The sequence below is a fragment of the Staphylococcus sp. FW104-15G4D genome, assembly GCF_058790135.1.
Genome location: NZ_JBYTCH010000001.1, coordinates 826,220 through 849,395, shown reverse-complemented (window position 1 = coordinate 849,395; position 23,176 = coordinate 826,220). Strand labels below are relative to the sequence as shown.

The window sequence follows — 23,176 nt, the reverse complement described above, 5'->3', positions numbered from 1 at the left end:
ACACCTTACCAAGATGTAGGGTGTTTTTTATATCAATACATACAGTAGCTCAGAAAGAAATTGATGTTAATTTCTTTCTTTTTTTATGCACAAAAAGAAACAAAACATCTTTACAATAATATAGTCTGCAATATAATTTTTATTGATTTATTAATCAATTTTTTTATAATTTAAGTGATAAGTAGGAGAAAGGAAACAATATTATGCCAAATCCTTTTAAATTATTACAAGTTTCAATTGGTCGTTTTTATTTTGGTTACCGTGGTCGTTTCATTTAATGGTAAATCTTATTTTACAAATTTAAATACCGATAAAGATTTCATTTTCAGCTTATTAGCAATGAGCACTATTACTGTTGTTTATATAATTATTTTTTATGTTTTAGCAATTACGATATTCAGGAAAATTCAATTTTAAATCTTGTTCATTTCAATAGAACTTAAAACGCCTTGGAAATGTTGAGACAACATCTATCCAAGGCGTTTTAAAATTCATCTTTCATTAAATTAAAATTATATTATAGTAGGTGAGTTTCGCTTGCTCATTTTTACTATCATTTCGTATCATTAATTATTAATTGTCTTAGTGACTGACGCTTTATCACTTCACGTGCTTTTCCATCTTTTAAGAAGAATACTGATGGCTTCTGCATTTGATTATAATTTGATGCCATTGAATAATGATATGCACCAGTTGATAAAATTGCTAAATAGTCTCCACGCTTAATAGAGGAGGGTAACTTAGCTTTTTTAATGATAATATCACCGGATTCACATAGTTTACCTGCAATCGTCACAGTATCATCTGCTTCCTCATTACGATTAACTAATAAAGCTTGATATTTAGCATCATATAAGGCTGTACGGATATGATCGCTCATACCTCCATCAACTGAAACATATTTATTCACTTCAGGTATTTCCTTTATAGTACCGACCTCATATAAAGTAATTCCTGCTTCACCAACAATTGAACGACCAGGCTCTATACCAATTTCAGGCACTTCATAATTAAGTGAATGAGCAGTTTCTTTAATTGCATCAGTAATTTCTGCAATACCTTCTTCAATAGGGAAACTTTCATCACCTTCAACATATTTGATACCGAAACCGCCACCTAAATTAAGTAATTCTACTTTGATTTCATTTTCAGATAACCAATGAAGCACAAGCTTAGCAGTTTCTATCATAGCTTCGGTACCTTCAATCTGAGACCCTACATGGAAGTGAACTCCTTTTAATTGTAAGTGTTTAGAAGCTTTTACTTTATTAATCGCTTCTAAAGCTAATCCATGTTTAATTGATAGACCAAACTTACTATCTTCTTGACCAGTTTGTATAAATTCGTGTGTATGTGCTTCCACGCCAGGATTGACACGTAATACGATATTCACTTTATCACTTGCATATTTATCAATTAAATCAATTTCTTCTAATGCATCTATAACAAAGTACCCGATATTATTTTCTAATGCGTATTGAATTTCTCGCTTAGTTTTATTATTACCGTGAAAGTGAATACGATTTGCATCAAAACCAGATTCTAGAGCAGTATAAAGTTCTCCTTCAGACACCACATCTAATTGTAAATTTTCTTCTTGCACTAATTTAACCATTTGAATACAAGTAAATGCTTTAGAAGCATAAGAAATATTATATTTTAAACCACTTTTCTCAAATGCACTATGATATCTGCGCATTTGATTACGAATTTGATCTTCATCATATACGATAGTAGGGGTACCAAAGCTTTGAGCTACAGTCTTTAAACTTGTACCTCCCATTGTTAATTCGCCATACTCATTATATTTGACTACCATTTATATGTACTCCTTTATTAGAGAATCATGATTCATAGCGCTTAATTGTTCAGAGTTTGCGCCCACACCTTTAAAAGTAAATTCATCGATGCGTATATCGTTATTATATAATACTACTTCATCTTGTGCATGAACTTCATTATCCACTTCAACAAACATATGACTCATCATTAGAGCTCTAATTGGATAACGTTTACCATTAATCATTGCCTCATGCTGAGCTCTAGATTTAAGGATGCCATCCCCATACCCAATATCAACCACTGCCAATTGTGTTTGATTCTTAGTAGCCTCATAAGCGAAACTATATCCGCAATAATCTCCAGCATTAACTTCACGAACTTGAATCACATTACCTTTAACTGTCAAGGATTGTTGAATTTCAGATTCTTTTAATTTGCTATAAGGTCTAGAACCATAAAGTGCAATACCTACACGTGCATGGGTATGGTGAGGTAGGACTACTTGACCTTCACGATAAAAACTTGCACTATTTTGTGCATGTATCATATCAAATGAGTAACCTTCATCCAACAAAGTATTTAGAACATTTAACCATGCCTGTCTCTCAATATCATACTCTGGAACATCGAACTCATCAGCATATCCAAAGTGAGTCCATATACCAGAAATAATCATTTTGTTATCACTTTTATTTTGAGCATGATCTTCTAAAACTTCATGCAACTCTTCTAAATCTTTGAAACCTGAGCGATGTAAAAGATTTTCAAATTCTAAATGCACATGTATATTTCTTAAATCCTCTTTGTGTTCATAATAATAAGTTAAAGAGGGTAGTGTCATATGAATTTCATACTCTCTTACTGTATCAAATTCATACACAGCATTCATTAGAAATATAGTTGCATGAGGTGCGATTTCTCTCACACGGATAGCTTCTTTTAATGATGTTGTACTAAATGTTTGAATGCCTGCTTTTAAAAACTCTTTAACTGAAAATTCTAATCCATAATGATAAGCATTATTTTTTACTACTGCCATTATTGATTGTTCATTTCTAACTTTTACAGCATTCTGATAAAACACTTCTGTATCTACTGACCAAATTGCTGTCAATTGACTTACACCTCTTTGTAATTTCTTAATAATTGTTCATAATAATTCGCTACATCAATTAAAATCTTTTCATCAAAATTTAAATGAGAGGTATGCAAACCTGTAATATAACCTTTAGCTTTATTCTGAGTGCCTACAAATACAAAATATGCAGGAGCTAATTGTTGTCCATAAAAACTAAAATCTTCTCCAAATAAGAATGGGGTAGGTTTATCAATGACTTCTAGATTAGCCTTATTTAAGGCTTGTTCTACACTTTCCCGAAGTTCAGGACTATTCATAGTAGGAGGATAACCTTCTTCAAATTTTACTTGGCAATCTACATTAAATAGTAATTGGACACTTTCTGCTATTTTATACATTTGTTGTTTAACCACAGTTAAGTCATCTACATCATACGTGCGTATTGTACCTTCAAGATAACCATGACTCGGTACTGTATTTATAGCTTCACCAGCTTCAAAATGTCCCATATGAACTATATTACGTTTTAAGCCATTAAGATGGTACTGTTGTATTTGTCCTACTTGTGCTAAGACATGTTGTAACGCTTCACCACATGAATGACCTTGCTCTTTATCAGCCACATGACTTGATAAACCATTTAAATAAAAGCGATACTCAGTCGCACTTGCAGTGATTTCTTCATCACGAATCACTACTTTACCTTCTTCAGCGAACGGGTTCACATGAATACCAAATACTGCTTCGATAGGGTACTTTTCAAAGGCGCCTGCTTTAATTAAGCGATTAGCACCACCACCAGTTTCTTCAGCAGGCTGAAAGATAAACACAACATTGTGGGGAAGTTCACCTTTATCCGCCATCGCTTTGCAACGTTTTACAAATAACATTAATGCTGTTGTATGACCATCATGACCACATGCATGCATCACATTGTCCGTTTTACTTCGATAGTCGATATCATTTTCCTCAAATATTGGTAAAGCATCGATATCAGCACGAAATGCTATCGTATGATTACTTTGACCTTCTAAATACGCTATTGCTCCGGTTTCAAGAGGGCAATCATATTCAACGCCTAAATTATCAAGAAATTCTTTAATATACTTCGTTGTTTCGAACTCATGTAAACTTAATTCTGGATATTGATGTAAATGTCTTCTATGTTTTGTTACAAATTCTAATTCACTCATATTAATCATCCCTTATATGAAATTGTTTTAATTCATTATGTAATGATGACGCTTTTTTACTTATTTATAATAAAAAGGTGAAACAAACGTGCGAACCTACATATACGAGTGTTCAACATCATCATTTGCTTCAACCTTTAACATTCATTTATATGAAAATGATTAAAACATACAAGCTATTAATCATTTAACTTTCTTAACGCTGAGACAATTTCACGTTTAGAGTCTTCAACTTCAGATGTTTGTTTAATTACTTTAGCAGGGGTACCAGCTACAACAGCACCAGCTGGAACATCTTGAGTTACAATAGCACCCGCAGCAACAATTGCACCTTCGCCAACGCGAACGCCTTCCAGAATAACTGCATTAGCACCAATTAAGACATTATCTTCGATTACCACTGGAGACGCGCTAGGGGGCTCAATTACTCCAGCTAATACAGCACCTGCACCAACATGTACATTCTTACCAGTTGTCGCACGACCACCAAGTGTTGCGTTCATATCAACCATTGTACCTTCACCAACTACCGCACCAATATTTATTGTTGCGCCCATCATAACTACAGCACCATCTTCAATAATCGCTTGTTCACGAATGAATGCACCTGGTTCAATACGTGCGTTTGTATTTGTTAAGTCTTTAAGCGGAATCGCTGAATTACGTCGATCCATTTCAATTTCTAAATCTTCAATTTTTGTTTGATTTTCTTCATAGAAGGGTTTCCAATCATCCGCTTCACAAAAGATAACTTTAGAATGTTCTGATCCAAATACTTTAAAACTTTCTGGGAAAGTTACGCCTTCAAAATTACCATTCGCATAAACTTTTAAAGGTGTAGATTTTTTTGCATCACTGATATATTGAATAATCTCTTGAGCTGATAAATGTTGTACCATAGTTTAAACCTCTCCTTTGTTTACTTTTATAAATTATCAAAAGTATAATATCCATTTTCTTTATGAATTAACTTTTCAGCGGCACCAATGGCACCATTTGCGAAAATGTCTTTAGATTGTGCCTTATGAGAAATAGTGATTGTCTCATCTGTGCCAGCGAATAAAATATCATGTTCACCAACGATTGTTCCTCCACGCACAGCATGAATACCAATTTCATCTTTCGTACGTTTCTCAGTATTCTCATGACGATCATATACTGGCGTTACTTGGTCTCTAAGTTCTTTGATCACATCATACAATTTAACTAATGTACCACTAGGAGCATCTACTTTCTTATTGTGATGAGCCTCAGTTAATTCAATGTCAAAATCTTGTAGTAGGGGTACGGCAGTTTCTAAAATCTTAGTAAGGGCGTGTATACCATAACTCATATTTGCACTAAAGAATACAGGCATATGTTGACCTAATATTTGTAGCTTTTGAATGAGCGTATCTTTCTCACCAGTTGTAGCAATAACTAACGGTAAATTGAATGACTCATCTAGTAATGGTATTAATAATTCAGGGTTTGAAAAGTCAATCACTACATCAGCAACGTCTTGAGCTTCAACTATACTATTGTAATGCTTGTATGGTGTTGAATCTTTAGGAGTTCTATCTATGACTCCTACAATCTCATGATTTTTTTCTTCAGCTAGTCTAGCAACTCGTTGATTCATCGCTCCATAGCCTATAAGTAAAATCTTCATTAATGTTCACCTGCTTTAAACTGATAATAAGCTTGCTCTAATACATTACGCTCTGCGTCATCTAATGGGATAAGTGGTAATCTTAATTCATAATTACCAAAACCTAAATGTGCCGTTAGTGCCTTAATAGGAATAGGGTTAACATCCACAGATAATGAGTCTAATAATTGCCCAATAGGTTCAAATTGACTTGAAATATTTTCTCCACTTTGTTTAGCATCGTATAAATCTTGAAATTCTTGAGGGATAACATTTGCAATAACTGAGATAACACCTTTACCTCCACGTTGATAGAATTCAACAACATTGTCATCATTGCCACTATATAATGCAAATTCATCTTCATTAATGCGTTTTTTAACTTCTTCCATATAATCAAAGTCATTCGTCGCATCTTTAAGTGCAACAATGTAAGGGTTGTGACTTAATGTTTCAACAGTTTCTGCTTCAATCGTCATATTCGTCCGTGATGGTACGTTATAAAGTACAACCGGTAATTTTACTTCATTTGCGATAGTCTCAAAGTGTTTAATTAATCCTCGTTGGTTTGTTTTATTATAATAGGGCGTAATAAGCATCACTGCATCAGCACCAATTTCTTTAGCTCTTTTAGAGGCTTCAATTGATTTCTGAGTATTATTCGTACCAGTTCCAGCAATGATAGGTACACGTTTATCAACTAATTTAATTACAGTTTCAAGTACTTGTTCTTTTTCTTGATCTGTTAAAGTAGGGCTTTCAGCTGTTGTTCCATTAACTATAATCGCTTGTGTGTTATTTTCTAATAAAAATTTTACATGTCTTTCTAATGCGTCAAAATCAATTTCATTATTAGTAAATGGTGTAGCTAGAGCTACGCCAACGCCTTCAAACATGTGTGTCATATTATCGTTCTCCTTTCATAGTTAAAACTTGCTCTAATACTTGAACTGCGTTTAATGCCGCACCTTTAAGTAAGTTGTCTGATGTACACCATACATGGAAAGTGTTATCTAATGAATCATCTCTACGAATACGGCCTACAAAGACTTCGTCTTTACCTGTAGAGTGAATTGCTAATGGGTATTCATTGTTTTCAGGATTATCTACAAGTACAACTCTGCTATCTTGGTCGAAAAGGTTTTGGATATCTTTAACGTTAGCTTCTCTATCTAAAGTAACGTCAATTTCAATGCTGTGACTGTCTTGCACTGGTACACGTACACAAGTAGCTGTAACTTTCAGATCTTTATCGTTTAAAATTTTTCTTGTTTCATCAATCATTTTTTGCTCTTCTTTGGTGTAGCCATTTTCAAGAAAAACATCAATATGTGGTAACACATTATTATAAATAGGGTGAGGGTACGCTTCAGGAGCTTTTCCATTAGGCCCCTCAGATAAATCTCTTTTACCCTTGATACCTGAGCCTGAAACCGCTTGATATGTTGTATAAGCAACACGTTTTAAGCCATATGCATCTTGTAAAATTTTAAGTGGCACTACGGATTGAATTGTTGAACAGTTAGGATTAGCAATAATGCCACGAGTTAGTTTAGGTTCATTCACTTCGGGAACAATTAAATCTACATCTTCGGTCATTCTCCATTGACTAGAGTTATCAATGACGATAGCACCTGCTTGTTCAAATAGTGGGGCGAAATGTTCACTCGTACCTCCACCAGCACTCATTAACACGTAGTCGAAGTGTTCACTTGCTGCTTCATCTGTTAACTCTTGAACAGTATATGTTTGTCCTTGGAATTCTACTTCCTTACCCGCTGAACGCGCTGATGAAAAGAGTACTAATTCATCGAAAGGAATATTCTTACGATCCAATGTTTCTAACATTTTTGTTCCTACTAATCCTGTTGCTCCGGCTACTGCTAATCTTGTCATAATAAAGTCACTCCATTTGTAATATTGTTAATTTTAAGAAAATTCTTTATAAATATATCATATCAATTTTAGATATCGAATGCGTTATATAATTCTTCTACCGCTCTTTGACCATTTTCTGCATCAATAACATATGAAATACTAATTTCTGAAGTCGTTGTTTGATAGAATGGAATTTCAGAATTGATTAAAGTGATAAATGCTTTAGATGCTACTCCAGACATATCTCTCATACCTGATCCAATTAACGAAATTTTGACGTATTCTTCATTGATTTTATAATCTAAGGCTTCAAAGTGAGTGGATAGATTTTCCAATATAGATGAAATTTGATTAACGTCACTATCTTTAATCGAAAATGATAGCTGTAATCCTTCGAGATTAACGATTTGCGAAATCATATCGACATTGACAGAACCTTCCTCTAATTCAGTAAATAACTGAGTTAATAAGCGATTGTCAGGTAGGGGATAACTAATTGTGACGTGCATCATATGCGTATCTAAAGCTACTCCTGTAACAGCTTTTTTCTCTAATAAATCTGATCTAGACATAATCCACGTTCCTTTCACATTTGATAAAGTTCTCCCTAAATAAAGGGGGATTTCATAGTTTTTAGCAAGTTCAACACTTCTAGTTTCAAGTACTCCAGCACCAAGCGCACTCATTTCCATCATTTCTTCATATGACACGTATTCTAAACGCTTAGCATGGCTTAATATTCTTGGATCTGTTGCATAAACTCCATCAACGTCAGTATAAATCTCACAAGGGATTTGGTTACTTGCTGCTAGAGCCACAGCAGTAGTATCAGAACCTCCACGGCCTAAAGTAGTAAGCTCAAACTCATCATTTATACCTTGGAAACCAGCTACTACCAGTACATCGTTATTTTCAAATGCTTGATTAAATGTATCTGGATTAATCTCTGCAATTTTACTTTTCAAATGATGACCAATCGTTTTAATACCTGCTTGGTATCCAGTCATTGCTTTGGCCTTTACACCAATATCATTAAGTACCATTGAAAGATAGGAGACTGTCTGTTGTTCACCCGTAGTAAGTAGTAGGGCAAGTTCTTGATCTTTAGGTGTAGAAGTTAACGTTGACACATTTTCCATTAATTGATCAGTTGTTTTACCCATTGCACTAACTACAACGATTAATTCTTCTCCCTGTTCAACTCGTGTTTTAAGCATTTCAGCAATATTTTTTATCTTTGTAAAATCACTGACGGAAGACCCGCCAAATTTCAAAACACTTCTGTTCAATTTCAGTCCTCCTAAAATTAGGGGAGGCTCACACGATATAAAAAAAGAACAAGTTCGGAATGCGCGAACTTGCTCTACATTTATGTACAAGTGATGCACTCCATTATTTAGTAATAATGACAAACTTTCAGCTCTTAACCAAAAAGTCCAACGACTCATAACTGCTATTATGAATTGTTTCGGCATCGCACCCTTTCAAAATTAGTTGTTAGCAGACAAAATACTAAAATTTACTCATGATTGATGCTCCTCATCAAAATCTTATTCAATTGATATGAGTTTATTATACATAGAGTGTATATCTCTGTAAACCAATATGTTAGATTTTTAAAAATATACTGAAAATTTAAGAGTAAGATAACACAATTTGTGATTTATTATAAATAAAACTTTATTATTGATTGCTTAAATATCAATTTCCAAAAGAAAAACTCTAGAGAATCATGAAGATGCTCTAGAGTTAAAGAAAATTTATTAACTATTTTGTAAAACACCAATTTCTTGAAGATATTCTTCATAAGGAACTTCTTTAGATAAACCACCTGGTTGATTTAAATCAATAACGCGGTTTGCAATTGTATTGATGAACTCGAAGTCATATGAAGTGAAGATGATAGAACCTTTAAATGATTTCAATCCATCATTAACTGCAGTGATACTTTCTAAGTCTAAATGGTTTGTAGGTTCGTCTAGTAATAAAACGTTAGCACTTGATAACATCATTTTACTTAACATACAACGAACTTTTTCGCCACCGGATAGAACACTTGCCTTCTTCTTAACTTCTTCTCCGCTAAATAGCATACGACCTAAGAAACCACGTAAAAATGTTTCAGTTTGTTCATCTTCAGGCGCATATTGTCTTAACCAATCAACTAAGTTCATGTCGACACCATCAAAGAACTCTGAATTATCTTTAGGGAAGTAGCTAAGGGAAGTAGTGACACCCCATTTATATGTTCCTTCATCTGGTTCCATTTCACCAGCTAAAATTTTAAGCAATGTTGTTTTGGCAATCTCACTATCACCAATTAAAATAGCTTTATCGTTAGGATTCATTGTGAATGAAACATTATCTAATACTTTTTCGCCGTCAATTGTTTTAGATAGATTTTCAACAGTTAATAAATCATTTCCAATTTCACGTTCAGGAGTAAATTTAACATATGGATATCTTCTTGAAGATGGTTGAATATCATCTAATTCAATTTTTTCTAATTGTTTCTTACGACTTGTAGCTTGTTTTGATTTAGAAGCATTCGCAGAGAATCGTGCAATGAAATCTTGTAATTCCTTAATTTTTTCTTCTTTTTTCTTATTTTGTTCTTGAGCCATTTTTTGGGCTAACTGACTTGATTGATACCAGAAATCATAATTACCTACATATAGTTTAATCTTACCGTAGTCTAAGTCAGCAATGTGCGTACATACGTTATTTAAGAAGTGACGGTCGTGGGATACAACGATAACTGTATTTTCAAAGTTAATTAAGAAATCTTCTAACCAGCTAATTGCAGGGATATCTAAACCGTTAGTAGGCTCGTCTAGTAGAAGTACATCGGGATCGCCAAATAAACTTTGCGCTAATAATACTTTTACTTTTTGATTGTTTTCAAGTTCAGACATTTTTCTGTCATGTAAATCTGCTTGAATACCTAAACCAGAAAGTAGGTTAGCAGCATCGGCTTCTGCGTTCCAGCCATTCATTTCTGCAAATTCACCTTCAAGTTCTGCAGCACGAATACCATCTTCGTCACTAAAATCTGGCTTCATATAAATCTCATCTTTTTCTTTCATAACTTCATATAAACGCTCATGTCCTTTAATTACGACATCTAATACGCGTTCATCTTCATATGCGAAGTGATCTTGCTTTAATACTGCTAGACGTTCATCTTTTCCTAATGAAACATGACCTGTTTGCGAATCAATTTCGCCAGATAAAATTTTAAGAAATGTTGATTTACCAGCACCATTAGCACCAATTAAGCCATAACAATTACCTTCAGTAAATTTTATATTTACATCTTCAAATAGTTTACGATCTCCGAAACGTAAACTTACATCAGTTACTTGTAACATGCATTTGCTCCTTTATCGTTATTCTAACGGAGAAATTATATCATATAATAGTAGGAGTTTCGACCACGTTGACATAGTAATGATAGAATAAGTGACTCATGTTATAATTAAAAGGAATTTTATCGTAGTGAATCATTTATTTTAATTTTGAAAATAACTATTTATATAGAAGAAACAATAATAAAATTTAGAAATTACATTAGCATAAGGAGAAAATAATGGCATTAGATAAAGATATCGTAGGTTCAATAGAATTTTTAGAAGTTGAGGGCTTACAAGGCTCAACTTATCTATTAAAGGGACCCAATGGGGAACAAGTTAAACTTAATCAATCAGAGGTAGCCGATGAAGACGAATTTGAAATAGGGGAAGAGTATAGTTTCTTTGTTTATCCAAACCGTTCAGGTGAACTATTTGCAACTCAAAATATGCCTGATATCACCAAAGATAAATATGATTTTGCAAAAGTTTTAAAAACTGACCGTGACGGCGCACGTATTGATGTAGGGCTTCCTCGTGAAGTGTTAGTTCCATGGGAAGACCTACCAAAAATCAAAGAATTATGGCCTCAAGCTGGAGATTATCTCCTTGTTACTCTAAGAATTGATAGTAACAATCAAATGTTTGGACGCCTCGCTAGTGAAACAATTGTTGAAGGTATGTTCACACCAGTAATGGATGATAGTAAACAAAATGAAATGATTGAAGCTCGAGCATATCGCTTATTAAGAGTAGGAAGTTTCTTATTGAGTGAAGATGGCTACAAAATTTTCGTCCATGAATCTGAACGTAAGCAAGAACCTCGTTTAGGAGAGAAAGTTGAAGTGCGTATCATCGGACATAATGATAAAGGTGAACTCAATGGTTCATTCTTACCGCTAGCTCATGAACGTTTAGACGATGATGGACAAGTTATTTTCGATCTACTCGTAGAATATGATGGCGAATTACCATTTTGGGATAAATCCAGTCCTGAAGCCATTAAAGAAGTGTTCAATATGAGTAAAGGCTCATTCAAACGTGCTATTGGTCATTTATATAAGAAGAAAATAATTAATATTGAAACTGGTAAAATCACGCTTACTAAAAAAGGTTGGAGTAGAGTAGAAGAATAAGAAGTATATATTAGTAAGTAATGATTGATGTACAACATACTTTAATGTAGTTAATTTAAGAATAGAATTAGAAAAATTCAAATCTAATGCAAAGGCTTATTCCTAAAATTCTAGGAATAAGCTTTTTTTATCGAATTATTTTAAATAGAGAATTAAGTATAAAACATCTTTAATAAGCGGGGGCTTGTGATCTGTCTGACTATCTAAGTACAATTTTTAATTTGTGATATTGCCACTATACACACTCACACCTGTATGTTTTCTATATAACAACTATTGTATTTATGAGTTAAAGTAATTTTCAAAAATATAAACTTCATCTATACCTCTATAAAGCGCGTTATACCAACCTTTAAACACTCTTAACAAAAGATTTACAATTACTCTATTTTTAATTAACAAAAGGTATGTATTATAAAAGCTGTAAGAAATACATATAACATTAGGGTTATTTATACTAGGAGGATGTTTCAATGAAAAAGTGGCAATTAGTCGGTACTACTGTATTAGGTGCTTCATTCTTACTTGGCGCTTGCGGTGGTAATAATGGAGGTTCTGGTAGCGGAAGTGATCTTAAAGGTTCTGCAAAAGGTGAAGGTTCATCTACTGTAGCTCCTATCGTCGAAAAATTAAATGAAAAATGGGCGAAAAATCACAAAGACGCTAAAATTTCTTCTGGACAAGCTGGTACAGGTGCTGGATTCCAAAAATTCATTGCTGGCGAAACTGATTTCTCAGACGCTTCAAGACCTATTAAAGACGAAGAAAAGAAAAAATTAGAAGATAAAGGTATTAAATACCACGAATTTAAAATTGCACAAGATGCTGTTACTATCGCAGTAAATAAAGATAATAAATTCGTAAAATCATTAACTAAATCTCAATTAAAAGATATTTATTCTGGAAAAGCTAAAACTTGGAAAGATGTAAATTCTAAATGGCCAAATAAAAAAATCAATGCTGTATCACCTAACTCAAGTCATGGTACATACGACTTCTTCGAAGAGGAAGTAATGAACAAACAAGATATCAAGGCTGAGAAAAATGCTGATACTAACCAATTAGTTAGCTCTGTAACTAAAAACAAAGAAGGTATTGGTTACTTCGGTTATGCGTTCTACGAACAAAATAAAGACAAATTAAAAGAAGTTAAGATCAAAGATGATAACGGCAAATTAACTGAACCAACTAAGAAAACAATCAAAAATGGTTCATATGCTTTAAGTAGACCATTATTCATCTACGTTAAAGATAAATCATTAAAAGATAACAAAGTAATGTCTGAATTCATGAAATTCGTTCTTAAAGATGAAGGTAAATCTGCTGAAGCTAAAGATGAAGTAGCTGCTCCTAAGAAAACTTATAAATCTCAATTAAAAGAGTTAAATAAGTTTTTAGATAAACATCAAAAATCTGATAAAAAATCAGACAAGAAATCAGATAAAAAATCAGACGACAAAAAATAAAAATTAGTGTACTTAATATAAAAGGGTTGGGAATTTGCAAAAGTATAAGACAAAGTGGAGAACAACCACTTTGTCTGTACTTTTTTCTTCAGGGAAGATTATTGAGTTTTTATAAACAATTGATTCATTTGAACTCATCATTCCCTAAAGTAATTCCCAATCTTTTTTAAATTATTTTGGGAGAAATTAGAAAGAGGGATTTACATGGCTTCACAAACAAATGTTAGAGAAATGATAGCCAAGAATAATGCTAAAAAGGGTGGGGCAAGTGATAAAATCGTTCCTATCATTTTGGGTATTATTTCAGCTATATCAATCTTAACCACTATTGCTATTTTATTTACTTTACTCACTGAGACAATCACTTTCTTTACACGTGTACCATTTTCTAAATTCTTTTTAACAGGAACGTGGAATCCTACGGGTTCAAATCCTGAATATGGCATTTGGGCATTGATTATAGGTACATTAAAAATTACTTTCATTGCAACTATCGTATCAGTTCCAATTGGACTAGGCGCTGCAATTTATCTTAATGAATATGCAAGTGATAGAACACGTCGTATCATCAAACCAATCCTAGAAATATTAGCAGGTATACCTACGATAGTATTCGGTTTCTTTGCCTTAACTTTTGTAACACCAATTTTAAGAAGTATTATTCCTGGTTTAGGCGAGTTCAACTCTATAAGTCCCGGTATAGTTGTTGGTATTATGATCGTGCCTATTATTACAAGTTTGAGTGAAGATGCAATGTCTTCTGTACCTAATAAAATACGTGAAGGCGCTTATGGTCTTGGTGCAACTAAATTTGAAGTTGCTACTAAAGTTGTCTTACCTGCAGCCACTTCAGGTGTTGTCGCATCAATAGTATTGGGTGTTTCAAGAGCGATTGGTGAAACTATGATTGTTTCATTAGCAGCTGGTAGTACACCTACATCTTCATTAAGTCTAACTAGTTCCATTCAAACAATGACTGGTTATATTGTTGAAGTTGCAACTGGTGACGCGCCATTTGGCTCAGATATCTACTACAGTATTTATGCGGTAGGATTTACTCTATTTATCTTCACTATAATAATGAATCTACTTTCACAATGGATTTCAAAACGATTCAGAGAGGAGTATTAATATGAGTTCAACAACAAATCCTACTAATAAAGCGTTAATAGATAAAAATAAGGTAGATAAAAACATTTCTACTCGTGGTACTAAGAATAAAATATTTAAAGGATTATTTTTTCTATGCACAGTCATCGGTCTCGTAGTATTAGTTGCTTTACTAGCACAAACAATTATTAAAGGGGCAGGACATTTAACACCTGAATTCTTTACGAATTTCTCATCTTCAACACCTGCAGATGCCGGTATTAAAGGTGCATTGGTTGGATCCATTTGGTTAATTGTTACTATTATTCCAATTACTATCATTCTTGGAATTGGTACAGCGATTTATCTTGAAGAATATGCAAAGGACAATATTTTTACAAGTATTGTAAAAATAAGTATTTCAAACTTAGCTGGTGTACCTTCAATCGTATTCGGTTTATTAGGTTACACACTTTTCGTTGGAGCAGCAGGTATGGGTAATAGTGTCTTAGCAGCTGCATTGGCAATGTCATTATTGATTCTTCCAGTTATCATCGTTTCAAGTCAAGAGGCTATTAGAGCTGTACCTGGTTCGGTGAGAGAAGCGTCATTTGGATTAGGTGCTAATAAATGGCAAACGATTAGAAGAGTCGTATTACCTGCAGCATTACCTGGTATCTTAACTGGGTTTATCTTATCGTTATCTCGTGCATTAGGTGAAACTGCACCATTAGTTGTTATTGGTATCCCAACTATTCTTTTAGCTACACCTTCTGGCTTATTAGATCAATTCTCTGCACTTCCAACTCAAATTTACACTTGGGCTAAAATGCCTCAAGCTGAATTCCAGAATGTTGCATCAGCAGGAATTATCGTCTTACTAATTATTTTATTAGCAATGAATGCAGTAGCAATTCTTTTACGTAATAAATTCAGTAAAAAATATTAATTAAACTTATAGGGAAATAGTTATTCAAATAGTCGAGGGTGATACGTATAAAGCCTCGACTATATATAGAAGGAGTTTTTAATTATGGCTAATTCACAAGTCGCAGAAAAAAATAAATTAAATGAGCAAACAGAGAAAAATAATGGCTCTGTGTCTACGATTATTACTACTGAAAATGATAAAAAAGACAAGACACCTGATAGTCAAAAAAACATCGTATATTCTACTCAAAATTTAGATTTGTGGTACGGTGAAAATCATGCGTTACAAAACATTAACTTAGATATTTTAGAAAATAATGTAACAGCAATTATCGGACCATCAGGTTGTGGTAAATCAACTTACATCAAAACTTTAAATCGTATGGTTGAGCTTGTACCTTCTGTTAAAACAGCTGGTAAAATCTTATATCGCGATCAAAACATCTTTGATGCTAAATATTCTAAAGAGAAACTAAGAACTAATGTAGGAATGGTCTTCCAACAACCGAACCCATTCCCTAAATCAATTTACGATAATATTACTTACGGTCCTAAAACACATGGTATTAAAAATAAAAAAGTTTTAGACGAAATTGTAGAGAAATCATTACGTGGCGCTGCAATATGGGATGAATTGAAAGATAGATTACACACTAATGCTTATGGCTTATCAGGGGGGCAACAACAACGTGTTTGTATCGCTAGATGCCTAGCAATTGAACCGGATGTAATTTTAATGGATGAGCCAACATCAGCATTAGACCCAATTTCAACTTTAAGAGTTGAAGAATTAGTCCAAGACTTAAAACAAAATTATTCAATTATTATGGTTACACATAACATGCAACAAGCTGCACGTGTATCTGATAAAACAGCATTCTTCCTTAATGGTTATGTAAACGAATACGACGACACTGATAAAATCTTCTCTAATCCTTCTGATAAACAAACAGAAGATTATATTTCAGGACGTTTCGGATAATTATATATGGCAATCATTAGACATAAATACGAAGGTCAGCTAGATGAGTTAATCAAAGATTTACGTCGTCTTGGCCTTCGTGTTTATTTTAATATCAAAAATGCATTAGTGTCGTTAAGTGAAGAAAAAAGAACGTTTGCTAGAGAAACCATTGAGAAAGATAAGGAAATTAATCAATTAGATTATGAGATTAATGAAAAAGTCATTATGTTAATCACTAAACAGCAACCAATTGCTACTGATTTACGCATGATGATGGCAGCATTAAAAATTTCTACTGACTTTGAAAGAATGGGGGACAATGCTGCAAGCATCGCACATATACGTTTAAGAGTGAAGATTAACGATGATTATGTGTTTACACGTTTAAAGACGATGGGTAAGTTAGCAATGCTTATGCTAGAAGACTTAAATACAGCAGTTAAAACCGAGGATTTAACATTAATTAAGGAAATTATTGAAAGAGATAAAGACATTGATGATTTATATATTAATATCGTTAACACAACATACTTAATTGATAATGATCCATTCGTTGCTGGTCAAGCACATTTAGCCGCTCGACACTTAGAACGCATTGGAGATCACATTAGTAATATTGCCGAAAGTGTCTATTATTATTTAACCGGAGAGCATTACGATACATTTGACTAATAAAAAAATCGCCCTTATTGGATAAATTATATCCTGTAGGGGCGATTTTTCATATTCAATTATTCTTTATTCAGCTTCAATTTCATCTGTTAATCTCTCTAATTCATCCACCAACTCTGAGATATACTTTATTGTAGCTTTTAATGGAGCTTCAGTAGTGATATCAACACCGGCAGTTTGAGCTAATTCAACTGGAGACATACTACCGCCAGCTTTTAATGTATTTAACCAGTTATCTACAGCTGGTTGACCTTCATTTTTAATTTTTTGAGATACAACTGTACCAATAGTTAAACCAGCAGAGTACGTGTATGAATATAAACCCATATAATAATGTGGCTGACGCATCCATGTTAGTTCGACGCCATCAGTCATTTCAACCACATTACCGAAGAATGTTTCGTACACATCTAGCATAATTTTATTTAGGATCGGAGCTGTGAGTGATTCTCCTTCATCTACTAATTGATATACTTTACGTTGATATGCAGCTTCTAATAAATGCGTTACCATATTGTGGTAATAAGTTCTTGATAGAATTGAACCAATCACCCAACGTTTGAATTTAGGATCATTACTACTGTTAAATAGGTAGTTAGCCATTAACATTTCATTCATTGTAGAAGGCGCTTCAACAAAGTACATTGATGCCTCAGATTCCAGTAAATTTTGATGGTCTTGTGCTAATTTAAAATGTCCTGCATGACCTAACTCATGAGCAAGAACGAAAGTTTCAGCCATTTTGCCTGTCCAAGAGATAAACACATAAGAGTGCGTAAAGTAAGGGCTCGCACAATAAGCGCCTGTCTCTTTACCTTTATTTTGTGCGAAATCAATCCAACGATTGTTGTAAGCAGTTTCTAACATATTTAAATAATCATCACCTAAAACGTTAAGCGCTCCATAAATATATTCTTTTGAAGTTTCAATAGATATATCAGGTTCATAACTTGGGTCAATAGATATTTTCAAATCTTCAAAGCGCATTTTATCAAGACCATGTACACGTTGAATGAGTTTAGCATATTTCTGCATTACAGGAGCTAAATCACTCATAATGACATCAATTTGACGGTCAAACATATCACGCGTAACTTCTTGTTCTTGAAGTAAATAATCTATTACGGAGTCATACCCACGTAAATCCGCTTCAATTTTCTCTTGTTGCACTTGCATGTTATATGTAGCTGCCGTTGTATTTTGATATTTACGTATAGCATCACTAAATGTTTTAAAACTCTTTCTTCTAAATTCAACATCTGGATGATCTTCGTATTCATTTTCAAAAGTTGCGTAATCCAATGGATAGGTAACACCATTATGTTCAAATGACTCGAAGTCTATATCCAAACTTTTAGTAGTGCCATATAATTCAAACGGACTTCTTAAGGTAGGTGTTAATGTGGCAAGTACTTGTTCTACTTCAGTTGATAATTGATACGGCTTTCTATCATGTAATCTCTTAATAAAGTGAGGATAATTAGTATTTTCTTGTAATTCATTTAACGTTTCCTCGGACAATGCCAAGATTTCTGAATCTACAAATGATAATAAACCAGCAATTTTTCCAGACATCGTATTGAGTTTAGCATTTACTTTTTGTGCTTCTTCATTAGAAGTATCAACACTAACTCTTAATTCAGGATAATTATATAGGCGATCTAATTGCACTAAAATGTCCTCATAATCTTTCAACGCTCGTTCGACATTCTCAATGTTAGTAAGTTGATTTTTATATTTAGAATTAAACTCTTTAGAAGACTTAAGTACTTGATTTAAAGTTTCATAAAATGCTTCATCATTAATAAAAAGATCTTTGAGGTCCCATGTTTCTTGCTTTGGAACATCTTTTCTTAAAGGTAGACCTTGTGTCATCAGTCACACACTCCTTAAATTAGAATTACTTATATTATACAAAACTCAATTCAGAATAACATTTCATGTGGTTATCTAATTGTTTGTTTATCTAATATATAAGCAGGGAATTAAATATTTAATCTTGTATCATGAATAGGTTAGAATTAAGCGTGATTTATAAAACTTTCCTACTTGAGCCTGAGTAGTTTAATGCACATCAATAGTATAATAAAATTATTATTAATTAGAGAATGAGGAGATAGTATAATGACAATTTTTGATATGCCTAATTATTTATGGATTACTATCTTAGCAATGATTTTGTTAACAGTATTCTGTACTCTTGTTTTACATAAATGGTTTTCGGCCGCAATCATTACGTTTGTAGTTTTAGCATTATTAGCATTCTTTATTCCAAATTTCCATGATATTTCTTATCAACCTTTATTAGGTTATGCTGCCTTTTTAGCTATAATGAGTTTAATCATAAGTTTCTTATTGTGGTTCTTTACTCGTAAATGGCGACGTGAGCGTAAGAAAAATAAACTTGAGAAAGAAATTCGTAAATATGAAGATGATGACGATTTTAAAAAGTCGAGACATCGTTTTCGTAAATAAAATTTTTTAAAGACTCCGCACATTTGGTAATTCGAAAGTGTTGAGTCTTTTTTATTTAACGCTCTTACTATTATTTTTTTAAAATCACTACTATAATAATAGAAAGATGATAACAAAAACAATTTAATGTTAAATTTTATTATATAAATATTTAATTCATTTAAAGTGGAAGGATGCTTCTATGATGTTTAAAACAATCATTTCCAAAATATTGCAAATGATGATTGTTCTGTTTGTAATCACAACGCTCACATTCATTCTGATGAAATTATCACCAGGTAATCCTGTTAATAAAATCCTTCATCTTAATACAACTCAGGTTTCTCAATCCCAAATTCAAGCAACAGAACAGAAATTAGGTTTAAATGACTCTATATTTGTTCAATGGTGGCACTGGATGAGTCATTTATTACACTTCAATTTAGGTACAAGTTTTCAAACTAATGAACCAGTAACACAAGAAATCGCAAGTTATATTGGCCCAACATTGATTATTACCTTTGGCACTCTAATTGTTTCTATGATTATTTCTATACCATTAGGTATTTTTGCGGCATTAAACTATCACAAAACTTTAGATCATTTGATACGTGTTTTTACTTCTCTTTCGGTAAGCTTACCTTCATTTTTTATTGGATTAATTTTATTATTTATTTTTAATCAAAAACTCAATCTCTTACCAACATCGGAGGAGGGGTCTATAGCCATATATGTATTACCTATACTTACAATGAGCATTGGAATGTGTGCATATTATATTCGACTCATTCGATCTAATTTATTAGAACAATACCAAAGTCCAATTGTGGAAGCTTCTAGGTTACGAGGCATGTCAGAACGTTATATTTTATTTAACGACATCTTTAAACCTTCATTACTTCCCATTATCCCATTATTAGGTTTATCAGTAGGTAGTTTAATAGGGGGCACTGTAGTCATTGAAAACTTATTCGATATTCCAGGTTTAGGTTACATTTTAGTAGATAGCATCAAATCAAGAGACTATCCTTTAATACAAGGTTGCGTTTTATTTATAGGCTGTTTCGTAGTGATTATCAATACGATTGCAGATATTTTAAGTTTGATGATGGATCCTAAACAACGTTATAACACTAAAGACGGAATAAATATTTTCAAATCCTCTCGCCAAAGCCAGCATAGACAAGAAGGTGATCGTCATGAAGCGTAAACTAGCCAACCGTAATTATATTTTTTATGTGTTTGGTATTTATATCTTTATAATCATTGCCTTACAATTATTTGTAAGTCCAGACGCAGCTTTCAATGTTCATTTATCAGAGACGTTTAAACCTATAAGCTTCAAACATTTATTAGGTACTGACGATTATGGTCGCGATTTGTTTAGCCGTCTTATCATAGGCGCTCGTACAACTTTATTCATTACCTTACTTACGTTACTTTTTACTATTTTAATAGGTGTGCCATTGGGTCTTTTGGCAGGCTATAAAAAAGGGATTATTGATTCAATCATTATGAGGGTTATCGATATCGGTTTAAGTATTCCAGAGTTTGTCATAATGATTGCTTTAGCAAGCTTTTTTCATCCAAGTATATGGAATTTAGTCATTGCGATTACACTTATTAAATGGATGAATTATACAAGTGTAACGAGAGGGATTGTTAATTCTGAAATGAATTATTCCTATATCAAAATGGCTAAACTATTCAATGTTTCAACTTTTAATATTCTATTTAAACATTTATTACCAAAGGTCATACCATCTATTTTGGTCATTATGGTAGTTGATTTCGGTAAAATTATTTTATACATTAGTTCGCTATCATTCTTAGGATTAGGGGCACAACCGCCTTCTCCTGAATGGGGAGCTATGCTTCAAGCAGGACGAAATTTCATCACGTCTCATCCTATTATGATTATTGCACCAGCCACACTTATTTCAATCACAATATTGTTATTCAATCTTACTGGTGATGCAATTCGAGACCGCTTATTAGAGAAGAGAGGTGCCGAGTTTGACTCTTTTAAAAATTAAAAATCTTAACATTAGCGATCTAAATGGTACAAGTTTAATTAAAAACCTAAACTTAGATGTCCGCAAAGGAATCTTAAATGTAATTATTGGAGAAAGTGGGGCAGGTAAAAGTCTCACAGCTAGAGCACTGTTAAATTATTTACCTAAAGGTCTTGATATGAGTTTTACGGAATATCAATTTGAGAATAATGAGGCTCGTGACATAAAAAAATTTTTAGGTAAGGACATTGGTTATATTTCTCAAAATTACGCTCAAAGCTTTAACGAACATATACGTTTAGAAAAACAACTCATCGCAATATACCGTACTCACTATGATGCAAGTCGTTCTGAAGCATTAGAAAAGATAAAGAATGCATTAAAATGGGTGAATTTAGATGATTCTAATATTATAAAAAAATATAGCTTTGAACTTTCAGGTGGTCAGCTAGAACGCGTATATATTGCTAGTGTACTAATGCTAGATCCTAAACTTATTATCGCAGATGAACCTGTAGCTTCATTAGATGTGGTTAATGGTCATAAAATAATGCAACTGCTTCAACACATTGTTAAAGATCATCGTAATACGGTACTCCTTATTACACATAATATGAATCATGTCCTTCGTTATGGAGATTATTTTACTGTTATGAAACGTGGGGAAGTGGTAGAGACTGGTAAAGTTGGCAACCTCTTAGAAAATAGAGTATCTCATTCCTATACAAAACAATTATTAGAAAACAGAAATACCTTGAGTCAAAGGGAGATAAATGAATAATGATAAGATTACAAAACGTCTATTATGAATATAGTAAAAATCATCCAGTACTTAATGGTATTAATTTAGACATTAAAGAAAATGAAAAGATAGGTATTCTAGGTGAGAGCGGGGCAGGTAAAACTACCCTAGTTAAACTAATATTAAATGAATTCAAATCTATAAGAGGTAAAGTTACTGTAGATTCCAAACGTGTATTGCCTATATATCAACATGCATTTGAAAGTTTTGATAGACACTATACAATTCAACAATCATTAGAGGAGCCCCTTATTTATTACAAAAAAGTTAAAGCTTCATTTATAAAAGAACAAATTTTAAATCATTTAGATGCTTTTCACTTATCTCATCAATTGTTGCAAAAGTATCCTAATGAGGTAAGCGGCGGTCAATTGCAGAGATTAAATATTATAAGAACTTTACTAGCTCAACCAGACATCTTGATATGCGATGAAATAACATCAAATCTTGATGTTATCGCAGAACAAAAGGTAATTGATTTCTTATTGAAATCCGAAATTGACATACCTCAAACGATGATTGTTATATCACACGATTTATCAGTGTTGCAACGTTTAACAAATCGAATTATCGTTTTAAAAGATGGATTAATTGTTGATGATTTCAAAACAAATGAATTATTTGATTCTGAACGTAATGAGTACACTAAATTATTAATTGAAACATTTGAATAATAGAAACTCCCCACATAATACATGCTTGATATTGAGTGGGGAGTTTTATATTGATTTTTATGT

The 23,176-nt window shown here is 32.9% G+C and carries 21 protein-coding genes and 1 riboswitch; of the genes, 11 read left to right on the top strand and 10 right to left on the bottom strand.

What is annotated here, in order from left to right; genetic code table 11:
* Positions 1-553: 553 nt before the first annotated feature.
* The 9 genes from lysA to AC3WQX_RS04180 form a co-directional block, all read right to left on the bottom strand.
* Positions 554-1,819, bottom strand: coding sequence for a diaminopimelate decarboxylase (lysA, locus tag AC3WQX_RS04220; RefSeq protein WP_023350292.1), 1,266 nt, complete (start codon positions 1,817-1,819; stop codon positions 554-556).
* A complete protein-coding gene (locus AC3WQX_RS04215; protein ID WP_023350293.1) occupies positions 1,820-2,896 on the bottom strand; it encodes an alanine racemase in 1,077 nt (358 codons plus the stop codon).
* Positions 2,897-2,901: 5 nt separating this feature from the next.
* Positions 2,902-4,053, bottom strand: coding sequence for an amidohydrolase (locus AC3WQX_RS04210; protein ID WP_023350294.1), 1,152 nt, complete (start codon positions 4,051-4,053; stop codon positions 2,902-2,904).
* A gap of 179 nt (positions 4,054-4,232) precedes the next feature.
* Positions 4,233-4,952 (bottom strand): 2,3,4,5-tetrahydropyridine-2,6-dicarboxylate N-acetyltransferase, encoded by a 720-nt coding sequence (gene dapD, locus AC3WQX_RS04205; protein WP_023350295.1) that lies wholly within the window; start codon positions 4,950-4,952, stop codon positions 4,233-4,235.
* A 26-nt stretch (positions 4,953-4,978) separates the two neighbouring features.
* A complete protein-coding gene (gene dapB / locus AC3WQX_RS04200; protein ID WP_023350296.1) occupies positions 4,979-5,704 on the bottom strand; it encodes a 4-hydroxy-tetrahydrodipicolinate reductase in 726 nt (241 codons plus the stop codon).
* Positions 5,704-6,588 carry a 4-hydroxy-tetrahydrodipicolinate synthase gene (gene dapA / locus AC3WQX_RS04195; protein WP_023350297.1) on the bottom strand — a complete coding sequence of 295 codons (885 nt, stop codon included), beginning with the start codon at positions 6,586-6,588 and terminating at the stop codon, positions 5,704-5,706. The genes dapB and dapA overlap by 1 nt, the downstream gene beginning before the upstream one ends.
* A gap of 1 nt (position 6,589) precedes the next feature.
* Complete coding sequence (locus tag AC3WQX_RS04190; protein WP_023350298.1) at positions 6,590-7,579, bottom strand: aspartate-semialdehyde dehydrogenase; 990 nt, start codon at positions 7,577-7,579, stop codon at positions 6,590-6,592.
* A gap of 68 nt (positions 7,580-7,647) precedes the next feature.
* Positions 7,648-8,850, bottom strand: coding sequence for an aspartate kinase (locus AC3WQX_RS04185; protein ID WP_030062717.1), 1,203 nt, complete (start codon positions 8,848-8,850; stop codon positions 7,648-7,650).
* 85 nt (positions 8,851-8,935) lie between these two features.
* A riboswitch (Lysine riboswitch) is annotated at positions 8,936-9,112 on the bottom strand.
* Positions 9,113-9,324: 212 nt separating this feature from the next.
* A complete protein-coding gene (locus tag AC3WQX_RS04180; RefSeq protein ID WP_023350300.1) occupies positions 9,325-10,932 on the bottom strand; it encodes an ABC-F family ATP-binding cassette domain-containing protein in 1,608 nt (535 codons plus the stop codon).
* A gap of 218 nt (positions 10,933-11,150) precedes the next feature.
* Here AC3WQX_RS04180 and cvfB point away from each other — a divergent pair, with 218 nt between their 5' ends.
* The 6 genes from cvfB to phoU all read left to right on the top strand — a co-directional run bounded on the left by cvfB (position 11,151) and on the right by phoU (position 17,168).
* Complete coding sequence (gene cvfB / locus AC3WQX_RS04175) at positions 11,151-12,047, top strand: RNA-binding virulence regulatory protein CvfB (RefSeq protein ID WP_002433676.1); 897 nt, start codon at positions 11,151-11,153, stop codon at positions 12,045-12,047.
* A gap of 473 nt (positions 12,048-12,520) precedes the next feature.
* Entirely contained in the window at positions 12,521-13,513 is a 993-nt protein-coding gene (locus AC3WQX_RS04170; RefSeq protein WP_002470038.1) for a PstS family phosphate ABC transporter substrate-binding protein, read from the top strand.
* Between the two features lie 204 nt (positions 13,514-13,717).
* Positions 13,718-14,644, top strand: a complete 927-nt coding sequence (pstC, locus tag AC3WQX_RS04165; protein ID WP_002433906.1) for a phosphate ABC transporter permease subunit PstC — start codon at positions 13,718-13,720, stop codon at positions 14,642-14,644.
* Position 14,645: 1 nt separating this feature from the next.
* On the top strand, positions 14,646-15,551 hold the full coding sequence (gene pstA, locus AC3WQX_RS04160) for a phosphate ABC transporter permease PstA (RefSeq protein WP_002433680.1): 906 nt from the start codon (positions 14,646-14,648) through the stop codon (positions 15,549-15,551).
* 84 nt (positions 15,552-15,635) lie between these two features.
* Positions 15,636-16,514: a phosphate ABC transporter ATP-binding protein PstB gene (gene pstB, locus AC3WQX_RS04155; protein ID WP_002433584.1), complete on the top strand. Its 879-nt coding sequence runs from the start codon at positions 15,636-15,638 to the stop codon at positions 16,512-16,514.
* 6 nt (positions 16,515-16,520) lie between these two features.
* A complete protein-coding gene (gene phoU, locus AC3WQX_RS04150) occupies positions 16,521-17,168 on the top strand; it encodes a phosphate signaling complex protein PhoU (RefSeq protein WP_002453208.1) in 648 nt (215 codons plus the stop codon).
* Between the two features lie 66 nt (positions 17,169-17,234).
* On the opposite strand, the gene pepF is transcribed toward phoU, so the two are convergent.
* Positions 17,235-19,043, bottom strand: coding sequence for an oligoendopeptidase F (pepF, locus tag AC3WQX_RS04145; RefSeq protein ID WP_023350301.1), 1,809 nt, complete (start codon positions 19,041-19,043; stop codon positions 17,235-17,237).
* A 249-nt stretch (positions 19,044-19,292) separates the two neighbouring features.
* On the opposite strand from pepF, the gene AC3WQX_RS04140 reads away from it, so the two are divergent.
* The 5 genes from AC3WQX_RS04140 (at position 19,293) to AC3WQX_RS04120 (ending at position 23,113) form a co-directional block, all read left to right on the top strand.
* A complete protein-coding gene (locus tag AC3WQX_RS04140; RefSeq protein WP_002433873.1) occupies positions 19,293-19,643 on the top strand; it encodes a membrane protein in 351 nt (116 codons plus the stop codon).
* A 184-nt stretch (positions 19,644-19,827) separates the two neighbouring features.
* A complete protein-coding gene (nikB, locus tag AC3WQX_RS04135; RefSeq protein ID WP_030062718.1) occupies positions 19,828-20,832 on the top strand; it encodes a nickel ABC transporter permease in 1,005 nt (334 codons plus the stop codon).
* Positions 20,822-21,658, top strand: coding sequence for a nickel transporter permease (nikC, locus tag AC3WQX_RS04130; protein ID WP_002433971.1), 837 nt, complete (start codon positions 20,822-20,824; stop codon positions 21,656-21,658). Before nikB ends, nikC begins: the two co-directional genes overlap by 11 nt.
* Positions 21,639-22,418 carry an ATP-binding cassette domain-containing protein gene (locus AC3WQX_RS04125; protein ID WP_030062719.1) on the top strand — a complete coding sequence of 260 codons (780 nt, stop codon included), beginning with the start codon at positions 21,639-21,641 and terminating at the stop codon, positions 22,416-22,418. Before nikC ends, AC3WQX_RS04125 begins: the two co-directional genes overlap by 20 nt.
* Entirely contained in the window at positions 22,418-23,113 is a 696-nt protein-coding gene (locus tag AC3WQX_RS04120; protein ID WP_002433571.1) for an ATP-binding cassette domain-containing protein, read from the top strand. Before AC3WQX_RS04125 ends, AC3WQX_RS04120 begins: the two co-directional genes overlap by 1 nt.
* Positions 23,114-23,176: the final 63 nt, after the last annotated feature.

Coding starts and splice junctions, on each gene's coding strand:
- AC3WQX_RS04190 (WP_023350298.1), bottom strand. CDS start 7,579: ATGACAAGATTAGCAGTAGCCGGAGCAACAGGATTAGTAGGAACAAAA.
- lysA (WP_023350292.1), bottom strand. CDS start 1,819: ATGGTAGTCAAATATAATGAGTATGGCGAATTAACAATGGGAGGTACA.
- pstA (WP_002433680.1), top strand. CDS start 14,646: ATGAGTTCAACAACAAATCCTACTAATAAAGCGTTAATAGATAAAAAT.
- AC3WQX_RS04210 (WP_023350294.1), bottom strand. CDS start 4,053: ATGAGTGAATTAGAATTTGTAACAAAACATAGAAGACATTTACATCAA.
- dapA (WP_023350297.1), bottom strand. CDS start 6,588: ATGACACACATGTTTGAAGGCGTTGGCGTAGCTCTAGCTACACCATTT.
- cvfB (WP_002433676.1), top strand. CDS start 11,151: ATGGCATTAGATAAAGATATCGTAGGTTCAATAGAATTTTTAGAAGTT.
- nikB (WP_030062718.1), top strand. CDS start 19,828: ATGTTTAAAACAATCATTTCCAAAATATTGCAAATGATGATTGTTCTG.
- AC3WQX_RS04170 (WP_002470038.1), top strand. CDS start 12,521: ATGAAAAAGTGGCAATTAGTCGGTACTACTGTATTAGGTGCTTCATTC.
- AC3WQX_RS04140 (WP_002433873.1), top strand. CDS start 19,293: ATGACAATTTTTGATATGCCTAATTATTTATGGATTACTATCTTAGCA.
- AC3WQX_RS04180 (WP_023350300.1), bottom strand. CDS start 10,932: ATGTTACAAGTAACTGATGTAAGTTTACGTTTCGGAGATCGTAAACTA.
- pstC (WP_002433906.1), top strand. CDS start 13,718: ATGGCTTCACAAACAAATGTTAGAGAAATGATAGCCAAGAATAATGCT.
- pepF (WP_023350301.1), bottom strand. CDS start 19,043: ATGACACAAGGTCTACCTTTAAGAAAAGATGTTCCAAAGCAAGAAACA.
- phoU (WP_002453208.1), top strand. CDS start 16,521: ATGGCAATCATTAGACATAAATACGAAGGTCAGCTAGATGAGTTAATC.
- dapB (WP_023350296.1), bottom strand. CDS start 5,704: ATGAAGATTTTACTTATAGGCTATGGAGCGATGAATCAACGAGTTGCT.
- nikC (WP_002433971.1), top strand. CDS start 20,822: ATGAAGCGTAAACTAGCCAACCGTAATTATATTTTTTATGTGTTTGGT.
- pstB (WP_002433584.1), top strand. CDS start 15,636: ATGGCTAATTCACAAGTCGCAGAAAAAAATAAATTAAATGAGCAAACA.
- dapD (WP_023350295.1), bottom strand. CDS start 4,952: ATGGTACAACATTTATCAGCTCAAGAGATTATTCAATATATCAGTGAT.
- AC3WQX_RS04120 (WP_002433571.1), top strand. CDS start 22,418: ATGATAAGATTACAAAACGTCTATTATGAATATAGTAAAAATCATCCA.